This window comes from Paenibacillus sp. M-152, from assembly GCF_003856555.1.
Taxonomy (GTDB): Bacteria; Bacillota; Bacilli; order Paenibacillales; family Paenibacillaceae; genus Paenibacillus; species Paenibacillus polymyxa_C.
Map to the genome: position 1 here is coordinate 992282 of NZ_CP034141.1, position 12610 is coordinate 1004891.

15 protein-coding genes are annotated in these 12610 nt (G+C 48.3%); 8 read left to right on the forward strand and 7 right to left on the reverse strand.

Going from position 1 to position 12610, the window contains the following annotated elements; all coding sequences use genetic code 11:
• Positions 1 to 80 precede the first annotated feature (80 nt).
• The 5 genes from EGM68_RS04515 (at position 81) to EGM68_RS04535 (ending at position 3689) form a co-directional block, all read left to right on the forward strand.
• Positions 81 to 758: a TetR/AcrR family transcriptional regulator gene (locus tag EGM68_RS04515; protein ID WP_013369482.1), complete on the forward strand. Its 678-nt coding sequence runs from the start codon at positions 81 to 83 to the stop codon at positions 756 to 758.
• Between the two features lie 97 nt (positions 759 to 855).
• Entirely contained in the window at positions 856 to 1713 is an 858-nt protein-coding gene (locus tag EGM68_RS04520; RefSeq protein ID WP_129548715.1) for a transporter substrate-binding domain-containing protein, read from the forward strand.
• Positions 1714 to 1798: 85 nt separating this feature from the next.
• On the forward strand, positions 1799 to 2446 hold the full coding sequence (locus EGM68_RS04525; protein ID WP_129548716.1) for an amino acid ABC transporter permease: 648 nt from the start codon (positions 1799 to 1801) through the stop codon (positions 2444 to 2446).
• A gap of 14 nt (positions 2447 to 2460) precedes the next feature.
• Positions 2461 to 3210, forward strand: coding sequence for an amino acid ABC transporter ATP-binding protein (locus EGM68_RS04530; RefSeq protein ID WP_013369485.1), 750 nt, complete (start codon positions 2461 to 2463; stop codon positions 3208 to 3210).
• 53 nt (positions 3211 to 3263) lie between these two features.
• Positions 3264 to 3689 carry an OsmC family protein gene (locus EGM68_RS04535; RefSeq protein WP_013369486.1) on the forward strand — a complete coding sequence of 142 codons (426 nt, stop codon included), beginning with the start codon at positions 3264 to 3266 and terminating at the stop codon, positions 3687 to 3689.
• A gap of 149 nt (positions 3690 to 3838) precedes the next feature.
• On the opposite strand, the gene EGM68_RS04540 is transcribed toward EGM68_RS04535, so the two are convergent.
• The 5 genes from EGM68_RS04540 to EGM68_RS04560 form a co-directional block, all read right to left on the reverse strand.
• Positions 3839 to 4816: a FecCD family ABC transporter permease gene (locus tag EGM68_RS04540; RefSeq protein ID WP_129548717.1), complete on the reverse strand. Its 978-nt coding sequence runs from the start codon at positions 4814 to 4816 to the stop codon at positions 3839 to 3841.
• Positions 4813 to 5817, reverse strand: coding sequence for a FecCD family ABC transporter permease (locus EGM68_RS04545; protein WP_013369488.1), 1005 nt, complete (start codon positions 5815 to 5817; stop codon positions 4813 to 4815). Before EGM68_RS04545 ends, EGM68_RS04540 begins: the two co-directional genes overlap by 4 nt.
• Positions 5814 to 6800 carry an ABC transporter substrate-binding protein gene (locus tag EGM68_RS04550; RefSeq protein ID WP_013369489.1) on the reverse strand — a complete coding sequence of 329 codons (987 nt, stop codon included), beginning with the start codon at positions 6798 to 6800 and terminating at the stop codon, positions 5814 to 5816. The genes EGM68_RS04545 and EGM68_RS04550 overlap by 4 nt, the downstream gene beginning before the upstream one ends.
• Positions 6801 to 7003: 203 nt before the next feature.
• Positions 7004 to 7732: a response regulator gene (locus EGM68_RS04555; RefSeq protein ID WP_013369490.1), complete on the reverse strand. Its 729-nt coding sequence runs from the start codon at positions 7730 to 7732 to the stop codon at positions 7004 to 7006.
• A complete protein-coding gene (locus EGM68_RS04560; RefSeq protein ID WP_014599490.1) occupies positions 7725 to 9401 on the reverse strand; it encodes an ATP-binding protein in 1677 nt (558 codons plus the stop codon). The genes EGM68_RS04555 and EGM68_RS04560 overlap by 8 nt, the downstream gene beginning before the upstream one ends.
• Before the next feature lie 161 nt (positions 9402 to 9562).
• Here EGM68_RS04560 and EGM68_RS04565 point away from each other — a divergent pair, with 161 nt between their 5' ends.
• The gene (locus tag EGM68_RS04565) at positions 9563 to 9856 is read left to right on the forward strand and encodes a putative quinol monooxygenase (protein ID WP_013369492.1); all 294 of its coding nucleotides are present in this window, start codon (positions 9563 to 9565) and stop codon (positions 9854 to 9856) included.
• A gap of 45 nt (positions 9857 to 9901) precedes the next feature.
• On the forward strand, positions 9902 to 10726 hold the full coding sequence (locus tag EGM68_RS04570; protein WP_013369493.1) for an aldo/keto reductase: 825 nt from the start codon (positions 9902 to 9904) through the stop codon (positions 10724 to 10726).
• A 91-nt stretch (positions 10727 to 10817) separates the two neighbouring features.
• On the opposite strand, the gene EGM68_RS04575 is transcribed toward EGM68_RS04570, so the two are convergent.
• Both EGM68_RS04575 and EGM68_RS04580 read right to left on the reverse strand, forming a co-directional pair.
• Complete coding sequence (locus EGM68_RS04575) at positions 10818 to 11471, reverse strand: SdpI family protein (protein ID WP_013369494.1); 654 nt, start codon at positions 11469 to 11471, stop codon at positions 10818 to 10820.
• Positions 11468 to 11779, reverse strand: a complete 312-nt coding sequence (locus tag EGM68_RS04580) for an autorepressor SdpR family transcription factor (protein WP_058710746.1) — start codon at positions 11777 to 11779, stop codon at positions 11468 to 11470. The genes EGM68_RS04575 and EGM68_RS04580 overlap by 4 nt, the downstream gene beginning before the upstream one ends.
• A gap of 213 nt (positions 11780 to 11992) precedes the next feature.
• On the opposite strand from EGM68_RS04580, the gene EGM68_RS04585 reads away from it, so the two are divergent.
• Entirely contained in the window at positions 11993 to 12604 is a 612-nt protein-coding gene (locus tag EGM68_RS04585) for an alpha/beta hydrolase (protein ID WP_013369496.1), read from the forward strand.
• The last annotated feature ends 6 nt before the right edge of the window (positions 12605 to 12610 follow it).

Below are 12610 nucleotides of genomic sequence, written 5' to 3' on the forward strand. Positions count from 1 at the left end.
TTCGTTTGACAAATGTATACTTATCCTATAGGATTAAAAATACAAAACTGACTGACTGATCAATCGGGAGGAGGAAACCCATGCAGCCACGCAAGGCGAAGCAGCCCAAAACCCTTTCGAATGACTCACCTGTTGACCATGGGGGAGAAGAAACAGACCGCAGAACACAGCTTCTTCACATTGCGTTAAAGCGGTTTGCTGAGCAGGGTTATCACCAAACGAAGATTTCAGATATCGTGGTGGAGGCAGGAGTAGCTCAAGGCACATTTTATTGGCATTTTAAAAGTAAAGAGGCCTTGGCGCTGGAGATTATCGCTACAGGTCGTGAACAGCTTTTGTCAGCGATCGGGCAGGGGTATCGCCGTGATGCGGGAACGCTGGCTGATATGGTTAAGGCATCGGAAGCGCTGTTTGTTCGGCTATTTCATTTTGCATTGGAGAACCGTTATCTGATGGGTTTGCTGCTGATCGGCAGCGGTGTCGATGAACCAGTGAGGCAGAGCATCCGTGAAACAAGGACTGCGATGGAGCTTGCATTCCGGCGCAATATGGAGCGAGCGATCGAGCTGAACATGTTGCCTGCCGAATTAGATGTCGAATTGAGGGCAGCATTACTCATGAGCATGATCGAAGGTGTCATTATACGCTGGCTATTCGGTTCAGAGGGAACACATGACCATATCAAACAGGTATCCGCTACAAGATTGGCAGAAGAGGCTGCTAATTTTGAATTTTACGGACTATTAGGCCAAAGCTAGACGGTCAACATCATGAATGAGTAGTGGGCAACAATTAATATAGCCCAATTACACTTACAAACTTAAACATTTACATCTACACAGGAGAGAACGATACATGAAAACACGTAAAAAAGGATTCTTGGTGACCACACTCATGGCTCTGGCATTGTTCAGTCTTGTGCTGAGCGCTTGCGGTACAAAGCCAGAAGCTTCGAATACTAGCAATGGAGCAGGCAGCAGTAACGAGGCAGCCGCCAATCAGCTCGAAGCCATCAAGAAGGCTGGTGTAATGAAGGTAGGCATGATGGGTACTTACCCGCCGTACAATTTCTTGAACGACAACAAGGAGTTGGACGGGTTTGATGTGGATATTGCCAAAGAATTGGCGAAACGGATTGGAGTAAAAGCGGAGTTCACGGCACAAGAATTTTCGGGACTGATTCCAAGTTTGCAAAAGAAAAAATTCGATGCAGTGGTTAGCCAGGTGGCGATTACAGAGGATCGTAAGAAGGCCATTGACTTCACAGATCCCTATATCACCAATAATGTGAATATTATCGTGAACAGTAAAACCAATGACATTACGACGTTGGAAGACTTTAAAGGCAAAACCATTGGTGTCGGCTTGGGAACAAATGATGAGTCTTATCTGCGCAACGAAGTGCTGCCAAAGATAGGCGATTTTGAGATCAAAACATATGATGATGTCATTACTTCATTGAAGGATCTAAACTCTGGTCGTATTGATGCAACCATTAACAATCTGTATGCACTTAAGCCCATTATCGACAAAAATGGATTTCAAATTAAAGCTGTAGGCGAGCCGATTAAATCGGATCAGGCGGCTGTAGCTATTAACCAGAAAACTCCTGAGCTGAAGGAAGCCTTGAACAAGGCTCTGAAGGAAATGAAGGAAGACGGCACTTACAAAACAATTTTCAAAAAATGGTTTGGCGAGGAGCCAAAAGAATAACGTAAGCCTGTTACAGGCGTTTGGCTCCAGTCTTGGCTTTTATGCTGACATGGGGCCACTCGTCTGAAAGAAGGGAATATAACCGATGCTTGAATTAATGTGGGAGAACGTGCCTTTTTTATTGAAGGGTGCTTATTATACGCTGTATATAACGATTGTTTCTATGCTGTTTGGTCTAATCATTGGTTTGATTGTTGCAGTAGCGCGCTTGAAGGGGAATCGACCTGTTCGGTGGCTGGCTCGCATGTATGTATCAATCATCCGGGGAACGCCGGTTTTGGTGCAGATTGCGGTCATTTATTATGGTCTGGATGATTACGGAATATCATTTGGATCGTTAACGGCTGCTTGTCTCGCGCTCAGTATTAATACAGGGGCGTACTTATCGGAGACGTTCCGTGGAGCTATTTTAGCCGTACCGCAGGGACAGACCGAGGCCGCTTATGCTACGGGAATGTCGCCTGGTCAAACGCTGTGGCGTATCATTCTTCCGCAGGCGGTACGCATTGCAATTGCACCGATGGGGAATACGTTCGTGGGTATGCTTAAAGAAACGTCGCTGGTGTCAGTTATCGGGGTCAGTGAATTGATGCGGCAGGCACAGCTTTTACAGGCGCAGTATTTGCTCTACATGCCGTTTCTGCTCGAAATTGCCCTGATGTACTGGATTATGAGTATTGGATTCTCCGCTATACTGGAGCGGGTGGAAAAGCGTCTGGCTCGAGCTTATTAAGGTGGAGATGATAGATGATGATAACAACAAACGGATTAGGTAAACGATTCGGACAGGTAGAGGTTCTGAAAAGCATAGATTTTCAGGTTGCCGCTCGTGAAATCGTCGTATTGCTCGGTCCCAGCGGCTCTGGTAAAAGTACCTTGCTGCGCTGTCTGAACGGTCTGGAAGAGCTGTCTTCCGGCAAGTTTGAGGTGAACGGGATTGAGGTTGATGCTACATCTCCTGTTCGTGCCCGCCAAGCGGCCATTCGTGATATTCGCAAGCAGACGGGGATGGTGTTCCAGCAATTCAATTTGTATCCGCATAAAACAGCAATCGGCAATGTCATTGAAGGACTGCTGACAGTAAAGAAAATGCCGCGCGATAAGGCTATGTCTATCGGACAACAGCTACTGAAGCGGGTGGGATTACTGGATAAGCAGGATGTACACCCATCTCGTCTGTCGGGTGGACAGCAGCAACGGGTAGCTATTGCACGTGCACTGGCGATGGACCCGGCGATTATGCTGTTCGACGAGCCGACATCGGCGCTTGATCCCGAACTGGTGGGTGAAGTGTTAGGGGTTATGCGAGAGTTGGCTCAAGACGGAATGACAATGGTCGTCGTGACTCATGAGATGAAATTTGCCCGCGAGGTGGCGGACAAGGTTGTATTTATGGCAGACGGAATCATTGTGGAGGAGGCTGCGCCACAGGCATTTTTTGATGCTCCCCAGCATGAGAGGACACAAAAATTTTTGCGTCAAATCAGCGAATTTTAAGTTAGATCGAGAATAAATCATAGATTACTAAGATGGAAAGAAGGCAATTGAACATGAAAGTATCTACAACTTGGCACGGCAAACGCGCGTTTACATCGGAAGGACCATCCGGTTATTCCGTAGGGATGGATGCTACGGCGGCTTATGGCGGTGATGGTAAAGGGATGACACCGATGGAACTGCTGCTTGCGGGTCTGGCGGGATGTATCGGTATTGATATTACGATGATTTTGGATCGTTTTTTGTCGGACATTCAGCGAATTGATATTGATGCAGAAGGTACGCGCAAGGAACAAATGCCAACGGGATTTACAGCGATTGATCTGACATTCCACGTGGACGGAGATATTCCAGACTACCGTGTATGGAAAGCGATTCAGATGGGTAAGGAAAAATATTGTGCAGTATCCGACTCCTTAAAAGCGGAAATTCGGATGCACCTCATTTTGAATGGAACAGAAGTACCCTATCCAGCGTAAGTGTTGAGGGGTGAGGAGAGTCAGCCTGTGTTATATACAGGAGGGCTCTCCTTTTTTATGTTATCTGAGATCAGTGTACAGGTGGGGAGGTAATGCAGCTAAACGCTACGTTATCGTGCAGCGTTTAGCTGTAATGGAGAACATGTCCTTTATCCGCTGCTTTTTTGCTTGCGTTCCCGTAGCAAGAGATACAGGAAATAGGGCGCGCCAATCACGGCTGTCACGATGCCAGCGGGAATTTCGAGCGGCGGCTTCAGCCCCCGTCCGAGCGCATCGGCAAGGACGAGAATCAGGGCACCGATCATGGCTGCGCCGGGCAATAGATAACGGTGGCGATTACCAAACAACCGCCGTGCCAGATGTGGTGCCAGCAGTCCTATAAAGCCGATGGAGCCGATGGCAGCGACACAGGAAGCAGCTAAGGCCACGGATACGGCCAGCAGTCCTGTGCGCATACGCTTCACGCTAAGTCCCAAGCCAGCGGAGCTTTCTTCATCCAGACTCATAATATCCAGTTTGCGCTGTAGCGTATAGGCGAGAGGCAGCAATACAATTAACCATGGCAAAAGTCCATATACTTCATCCCAGCCTTTGCCCCACAGACTTCCAGCTAGCCAAGTCAGCGTATCGCTGGCTTCAAGTGGATATTTGACCAGAATATAATCGGTTGCAGCCTGAAAAATAGCACCTACCGCCAGCCCGGTTAAGGCTAGCATGTTAGGACGCATGCCTCCCTTCATCGAAAGCTGTACGAGCAGTAGTGCAGCTAATCCGGCACCGACAAAGGCAGCTACAGGCAGTAGCGCCACGGGGGAGGAGGGGAGCAGCACGATGACGAGAACCGCAGCAAAGCCGGCTCCCTTGGATACACCCACCACATCCGGCGAAGCCAGTGGGTTGCGGATCATGCCTTGCAGCAGCACGCCAGCTACTGCAAGGCCAGCACCGGCCATGATGGCCAGCAGGCCACGAGGCAGTCGGTAATGGTGAACGATGAACCAGGAAGAGGCATTTCGGTCAGTCAGAGCGGCGATCAGCTCAGCGGGTGTAATGTAGGTGCTGCCCACGCCGATAGCTACAAAGGAAACACACAGCATTAACACGAGTAAAATCCACAGCTTTTTCATCGTGAAGCCCTCCCGTTCTTGTGCGCCAGATATAAAAAGAAGGGCGCGCCCACCAGCGCGGTTACGATACCAACGGGCGATTCATAAGGAAAGGCAATAAATCGTCCAAGCACGTCTGCATATGTCAGCAGCAGAGCTCCGCAGATTGCAGACAGGGGGATGACCCGTTTGTAATTATCGCCTGTAAACACCTTGATGATATTCGGCACCATCAGGCCCACAAAGCCAATAGACCCGGCTACTGCTACAGCAGAGCCTGCCAGCATAATAACTGAGGCTGAGGCCAGTAAGCGGACAAGACGTACATTTTGCCCCAGTCCCTGTGCGACCTCTGTACCGAGGCTAAGCACAGATAGCGAGGGGGCCAGTGCCAGTGCAAGGATCATACCGACGGCGAACCAGGGCAGCACCAGACGCGTATCAGCCCAAGTGGACCCGTCGATGGCTCCGGCGAGCCAATACAGTACATCGGATATTTGCTCGTTAAACACGAGCAGTCCCTGAGTGACAGAGGCTAGCAGCAGATGCACTGCCATCCCGGCAAGGGCCAACTTGACTGGCGTCATGCCCGCCGTTCCGGCCAATGCGTATACGAAGGAACCGCCTGCGATCGCTCCGGCAAAAGCAAAATAAATGCTGCCGGACGATCCGATATTCGGCAGTAGCACGACCGACAGGACGACAGCCAGCGAAGCGCCAGAGCTGACTCCAAAAACCTGCGGCGAAGCCAGCGGATTGCGTGTGATAGCCTGCATCAGCGCTCCGGCCACGGCAAGCCCGGCGCCGACGATCAGGCCAATGACGGCACGTGGTAGGCGTATCGTCAAGATAATGAGCTGATCCTTGGACGGATGCTCGGTGAACAGCGCAGTCAGCATGGTGGGGATATCCATCCTGACTGGGCCAATTGCCACGCTCAGCAGCAGTCCAGCCAGCAGCGCGAATAGAAGTGCAAAGACGACCGGCTTATTTAGCCGGTCGCGTAAGGCTTGTCCGATCAACGGGAGCCGTCTCCTTTATTTTGCGCGGGATACAGAAGCGAAATCGCTTGCTCCAGTATTTTCTCGGCAGAGCCGAGTCCACGGTACCGGGTCCACAGTGCCCGGTTTACTTCGTAAACTTCCCCTTTTTTCACGGCCGTAATGTTTTGCCATAACGGATTTTGCTTCCATTCCGCAAGCAGCTTCTCATCGGCTTCCACCAAGAAGATCACATCTGGATCAGCTTGTGCAATCTGCTCCAGTGTCAGCTTGACTGTAGGCTCGCTTGTATTTTGAAGCGCATTGTGGATGCCTGCTTGCTCCAGCAGTTGTCCATCAAAAGATGAAGCGCCGTGAGCCGATAGTGAATCCGAACGGAATACCCCAAGCAATACGCTGCGTGACTCACCAGCTTGGATGCCTTCTTTCAGCTTTGCCATGGTAGCTTTATGTGCTGCGAGAATTTGCTCACCCTTTTCCTTCTCACCCAACGCGTCAGCGATAACGCCGAAGGATGCCAGGTTTTGTTCATAAGAGGAATTGCGGCTCTTAAGAACAATGGTAGGAGCAATCTCACTTAGTTCTTCGTATATGCTCTTATGACGGTTTAGATCAGCAATAATCAAATCGGGTTTCAAGGAGCTGATCGTTTCCAGGTTCGGCTGTTTGCGTGTGCCGACAGGTGTAAAGTCGATTTTTTTACCAAGCAGACCATCGATATCATCCTCATTTTCCTGAGCTATGCCGACAGGCATCACACCCAGTTGGGTAGCGGCATCGACAAAAGAGAATTCCAACGTTACGATTCTTTTAGGTTTGCCTGTAACTTTGGTTTCTCCCATCTCATGTTTGATCGTTCGAGTGTCGCCTGTGGTTTGAGGTGCTGCTGCATTATTATTTTGTGATTGGCCTCCACATCCCGCCATAACGGCTGTCAGTAGTACCAGAATCGCTGCAAGCAGCATGCCTGTGCGTAGTGGTAGTGGCTGTTTTGGTGTTGCCATGTATTGTCCCCCGTTCCAAATATGCTTACCAGAGAAACTGATAATCATTATCAATTAACTAACTGTTGATCATTCTAGCAACCGGGAAGGGGGACGTAAATAATGTGATCATTTAAACCATTTTAGCCTATTAAGCGAATTAAGTTTATTAAAATCACAACCGAGGAGAGAGGAAGGAAGGACCGAACGGCAGAATTGGTGGTTTATGCATTTTCCTGCCGTCTGCGATAGATACGCTCCGGTCTGCCGACGGTTCCGTATACCTGATCATGGTGCGCATCGCCACTTTCAACTAAATATTCCAGATACCTTCTGGCGGTAGATCGGCTCATACCTAGCTCAATTCCCACTGTACCCGTAGTAACCTCACCTTGTCGATTCAGGAGATCAAGCACCTTTTCGCAAGTGACTTTATCAATGCCTTTGGCCCATAGCTCTCCGACTCCGTTACCCGTCATCCGACCCGTGCCCGCGCTTTGTAGCAGACGGTCAATTTCCGATTGCTCCACCGTAGATTGTTCCTCTTGCCATGTTGTGACCTGGCGCCGAAAACGGGCATATTCCTCTAAGGTCGCTCGCAATCTTTCGAATACGAGCGGCTTTACGATAAAATCAAATACGCCTGCGCGAACCGCTTGTACCACAGTTTCAGCTTCTTTGGCGGCAGTCAGCATAATGACATCTGTACCCGGATAGTGTTGCTTGATGAACGATAGCAGGGTTAGACCATTCGTATCGGGAAAATAAACATCCAGCACGGCTAAAGACGGACGCAGAACATCTAGTTGGAGCTTTGCCTCAAATTCGTTCGTTGCTATTGCACATACAGTGAACCCGTCCACCTTTTCAATAAATCGTCGGTTAATCTCCGCAATTCGCGGATCATCTTCAATAATAAGAACCTCAATGTCCGATAAAACCCGCTCATTCATGGACGTAACCTCCTTTTGCATTATTGATCCTCGTGTCCGTCCTATTTAAAGGAATGTATACTTCAAAAATGCTACCACCACCAGGCCGTTCATGTGCTTTTATGGAGCCACTCATTCGTTCGGTGTACTCCTGCACGAGAGCGAGGCCATATCCGTGTCCTGCCTCTGCTTTGGTTGATGCTCCCTTAACGAACAGTTTTTCCTGGATATCCTCTGAAATACCCGATCCATTATCTGCAACTTCGACGATGATGGCTTCAGTCATTTCTTCCAGCCGGAACCAGACCTGTCTGTCAGGTATAGAGCCTATCGCAACTGCTTCCATAGCATTGTCCAGCAGGTTTCCGGCAATGGCAGCAAGAAGCGACCACTCCAACGTAGGAGACGGAGTTGAAAATGCTCCTTTAATATATGAATGGAGTACAATCCCTTTTTCCAACGCCTGTTTTTTCTTGCTGATCAGCAGGCTGGCGATGATTGAATCAGGTGAAAGAGAAGAGGAAACAGAACGATGTACACGATACTCCTCCGATTCCTGAGTAATAAAGTCCACTGCTTCGTCATAACACTCCAACTGAATCAGACCGGATATGAGATATAGCCGATTGGTATATTCATGTGTTTGTGATCGCAGCACATCCGCATAATCCTTGACCTCCGTCAACTGCCGCGTCATGCGAAGCAGCTCTGTTTTGTCGCGCAGACTGGCAACCGTGCCCAGTATTCGTCCAAATCGATCCTTGATCGGCACACGGCTGACGACTACGACTCGTTGTTGGATCTCAATTTCTTCATTGAATACGTTCTGTTCCTGATCGGGCTTCATGCTTGGATTCTTCTCGATAAAATCTGTAGCAAGTACATCTGCTAGTTGATCTGCAGCGTCCGCCAAGTGACGAAGCTCGCATCCATAGAGGCTAGTTTCCGGGGGAAGGCCCAGCAAACGGACGGCTTGTGGATTGGCAAGTGTGACTTGTCCACTGCTATTAACCGCGATAATCCCTTCGCCTATGGATTCGAGAATGGCTTGCTTTTCCTGATACAACCGTCCAATCTCTACTGGCTCCAGCCCATGCAGTTCGCGCCGTACCCGTCGTGCTATAACTAAACTTCCTAATATGCCGATCATCAGCGCGCCTATCATGAACCATAGCCATGTATATGTGTATGTACGAATATTTTGCGCCACATCTGTCATCAGAAAACCTACAGAAACGAGTCCGATAGCTTGGCCTTGTTCATTATAGACTGCGGTTTTGGCTCGCAGTGACGGTCCGAGAGAGCCGGTGGATTCCGTAATAAAGGACTGCCCTTGCAGCACCTTAGTATTCAGCGGGTCCATCATAGGCTGTCCGATGCGTTCCGGGTTAACATGCCATTGACGAATGAGATGACGATCTGCAATTGTAATAAAATCAGCCCCGCTGCTGGCTTGAACGGGCTTCACTGCCTCGTTGATCCGCGCACGTAGTTGCGTTGTATCGGTCTGTTCTAGAGCATCCCTGACCTGTGCATCTACCGCAAGCGTATTGGCTACGGTCAGCGCCCTTTTCCCAATCTCTTCATACAAGGCGGAGGTAATCATATAGCGCAAGGATAATCCCAACAGTCCGGTAACGACTAGCACTAGAAGGGATATGAATACCATTAATTTTGTCTGAAAACGCACATGCCTTCACCGCCACTAAACAAAATATAGGAGCAGTTGATCAGTCGATCAACTCCCCAATACGATTCATTTTACTGTATTTCAGAAACGGCCGCACTTTTAATCTATCGAAAGAATGGTCTATAATAGAAATAGTTACATAATGCGAGGAGGAAAATATTATGATTATTATTCATGCCGATATGAAAGTTTTACCAGAAAAAAGAGAAACATTTCTGCAACAAACCCAAGGGTTGATCAGCGCATCACAAGCTGAAGAGGGCAATGTCCGCTATACGTTAATGCAGGATCTGAATGATCCCAACGCATTTACGATGGTGGAAGTGTGGAAGGATGCTGCTGCTGTAGATTTCCATAACAATTCTGCCCATTTCCAGGCATTTGTTGCTGCAGCGAAAGAACTGTTGGCTGCTCCGCTTGAAGTGAATGCTTTTCAGGATGCGACTAAACTGTAATTATCCTGTTGGATAATATATAACTAAGAATAGGAGGAGATAGACATGGGGAACATTGCGGATACAGCTTTACTAAATAACGGAGTTCAGATGCCTTGGCTTGGTTTTGGTACGTACAAGGCGGAAGGTAATGAGGTTTACGAAGCAGTCAAAACAGCGATTGAGGTCGGTTACCGTCACATTGATACCGCGGCGATCTACGGCAATGAGGAACTGGTCGGACAAGCCATTCGTGACAGTGGAGCGGCTAGAGAAAATCTGTTTGTGACCACTAAACTATGGAATCAAGATCAAGGCTACGATTCAACACTGCGTGCCTTCGAGGAAAGCCGCAAACGGTTGGGCCTGGATATCATTGATCTGTACCTTATCCATTGGCCTGGCAAGGACAAGTACAAGGAAACTTGGAAGGCGTTCGAACGGCTGTATGAAGAAGGAAGCGTACGCGCAATTGGAGTAAGCAACTTCCAAATTCACCATCTCGAAGACCTCCTAAAAGACAGCAATATTGTGCCTGTTATTAATCAGGTAGAGCTTCACCCGCGTCTGACACAGCAAGAGCTGCATCAATACTGCCGGGAGCACCAGATCCAGCTTGAATCATGGAGTCCTCTGATGAAGGGGAAACTGACGGAGCAGGCAGACATTGTTGAGATTGCTGCTAAATACGGCAAAACGACTTCTCAGGTTATTTTGCGTTGGCATCTGGATCGGGGGATTGTGACGATTCCCAAATCGGTTACCGCGCATCGTATCCGCGAAAATGCCGATTTGTTCGATTTTGAACTGACGACTGAGGATATTGACCGAATCAATGGTCTTCATCTGGATGAGCGTGTAGGCACCCATCCCGATAAGCTGTTGTTTTAATTGAATATGTAGATGTATAAAGAACCTCCCATTCTGCTTTTATCGCGGTTTGGGAGGTTCCTTTATTAGGTTCAGGTGTGGCTTTGTCTATTTACTTGTTTAGCTTACGATACAACAAGTAAGAATAGAGTACAGGAGAGATAACGGATATGATCAGTACGGTTAGGAAAATGACTACTCCCGCCATTCCACCGACCCATGCCGCCACCAACGCTGAAGCACCGCCAAGCATCATCATAGGCCCCCCGAAACGGTGCGTTTTACGCCATACCTCGGGATTAGACAGAGTCCACGGCGTGCGGATACCGAACGTATAGTTCGGCTGTACCTGAGTCATATAATTCCCCATCACCATCAGCATCAGGCCTATTAACCCTAAAATTATAGCATTCATTTGCAGTCGTATATTCAGGTTATACAGCAGCATTCCCCATCCAGCTACAGCGAGAACTACAGAAACACCTGCACGCGTAACTTCATAGGCTTTTGAAAATTTCTCATAATTAGCTCTGTTGGGGTCCATGTGGCGTGCCAATCGAATGACCAGCGGGACTAGGCCCAACAACACGAGCATGATAATAGAACCACTTTTGCTCGTATACCCGTCTGCTGTATTGTTAAAGTTAATATGCGAGGCTAGAACATTGGGAAGTCGGTCGTACAGCAGTATAGCGCCTATGGCGGGTGATAAGGCAATCAAAGTTGTCAAAACATCCGTCAAGCTCCAAGGTGTTCGAAATTTCATTCAGATTCCTCCTCATCCTTAATATGATTCCTATTTTTTTTCGCAGGGGTATCGGAGTGGGCGATACTGAACATCCAACCGATCACATCCGCCACAACCGTTGTATGCAGGGTGTAGATAATGTTTTGCCCCTGTCGTTCATCCAGCACCAGCCCAGCCTGCTTCAGGATATTGAGATGGTGGGAGATGCTGGGTTTGCTAATTTGAAAATGTTCAGCTACTTCGCCTGCGCTCATGCTTTTTTCCTTTAAAAGCTGCAAGATTGTACGCCGGGTCGGATCAGCCAAAGCTTTGAAGGCATCATTCAAAATACATTTCCTCCTTTAGATATTTAGATAATATTCTAAATATCTAACACCATAGTAAAATACAGCTATACTACATGTCAATGGAACAAGACATCATTTTAGAAAAAATGAACGAGGTCAATTATGTTTGTATAAAGCAGTGAAATGGGCTATAATCAATTTATACAAAAAATAAGATTCTTAATTTAAAGTTAATTAGAGGAGGGAATAGATATGAAACACGTCTTTCGTAAAGGAAATGATCCGCAAGCCCCGGTTATTTTGCTGTTGCATGGTACCGGCGGGAATGAACAAGATTTGCTACCCTTGGCTGATATGGTAGCACCGGGAGCGTCTGTGCTGGGCGTGAGAGGTAATGTATTGGAAAATGGGATGCCGCGCTTCTTTCGCCGTTTGGCTGAGGGGGTATTCGATATTGAGGATCTCGTATTTCGTACCAAAGAACTAAGCGAATTTGTAGATTCAGCTGCAGAGCAATATGATTTTGACCGTAACAACGTGGTGGCTCTGGGCTATTCCAATGGAGCCAACATAGCGGCCAGTATGCTCTTTCATGATGCAAAAGCGCTACGTGGTGCCATTCTCCATCATGCCATGGTGCCATTGCGAGGGCTGCAACTGCCGGACTTGAACGGTGTCCCTGTATTTCTGTCTTCTGGTGAAAATGACCCGATTGTTCCAGCGGCGGAATCTCAGGAGCTGCAAGCCCTGCTGGAGGGGGCCGGAGCGCAGGTGGAAGCTTACTTGGAACGCAATGGTCATCAATTGACTCGCACTGAAGCCGAAGCAGCAGGCCAATGGTTTGGAAAGCATTTTAATGTATAAAATAAC

What these genes read in the sequence shown, in the direction of transcription:
- EGM68_RS04515 (WP_013369482.1), top strand. Translation starts at nt 81, where the DNA reads ATGCAGCCACGCAAGGCGAAGCAGCCCAAAACCCTTTCGAATGACTCA.
- EGM68_RS04520 (WP_129548715.1), top strand. Translation starts at nt 856, where the DNA reads ATGAAAACACGTAAAAAAGGATTCTTGGTGACCACACTCATGGCTCTG.
- EGM68_RS04525 (WP_129548716.1), top strand. Translation starts at nt 1,799, where the DNA reads ATGCTTGAATTAATGTGGGAGAACGTGCCTTTTTTATTGAAGGGTGCT.
- EGM68_RS04530 (WP_013369485.1), top strand. Translation starts at nt 2,461, where the DNA reads ATGATGATAACAACAAACGGATTAGGTAAACGATTCGGACAGGTAGAG.
- EGM68_RS04535 (WP_013369486.1), top strand. Translation starts at nt 3,264, where the DNA reads ATGAAAGTATCTACAACTTGGCACGGCAAACGCGCGTTTACATCGGAA.
- EGM68_RS04540 (WP_129548717.1), bottom strand. Translation starts at nt 4,816, where the DNA reads ATGAAAAAGCTGTGGATTTTACTCGTGTTAATGCTGTGTGTTTCCTTT.
- EGM68_RS04550 (WP_013369489.1), bottom strand. Translation starts at nt 6,800, where the DNA reads ATGGCAACACCAAAACAGCCACTACCACTACGCACAGGCATGCTGCTT.
- EGM68_RS04555 (WP_013369490.1), bottom strand. Translation starts at nt 7,732, where the DNA reads ATGAATGAGCGGGTTTTATCGGACATTGAGGTTCTTATTATTGAAGAT.
- EGM68_RS04565 (WP_013369492.1), top strand. Translation starts at nt 9,563, where the DNA reads ATGATTATTATTCATGCCGATATGAAAGTTTTACCAGAAAAAAGAGAA.
- EGM68_RS04570 (WP_013369493.1), top strand. Translation starts at nt 9,902, where the DNA reads ATGGGGAACATTGCGGATACAGCTTTACTAAATAACGGAGTTCAGATG.
- EGM68_RS04575 (WP_013369494.1), bottom strand. Translation starts at nt 11,471, where the DNA reads ATGAAATTTCGAACACCTTGGAGCTTGACGGATGTTTTGACAACTTTG.
- EGM68_RS04585 (WP_013369496.1), top strand. Translation starts at nt 11,993, where the DNA reads ATGAAACACGTCTTTCGTAAAGGAAATGATCCGCAAGCCCCGGTTATT.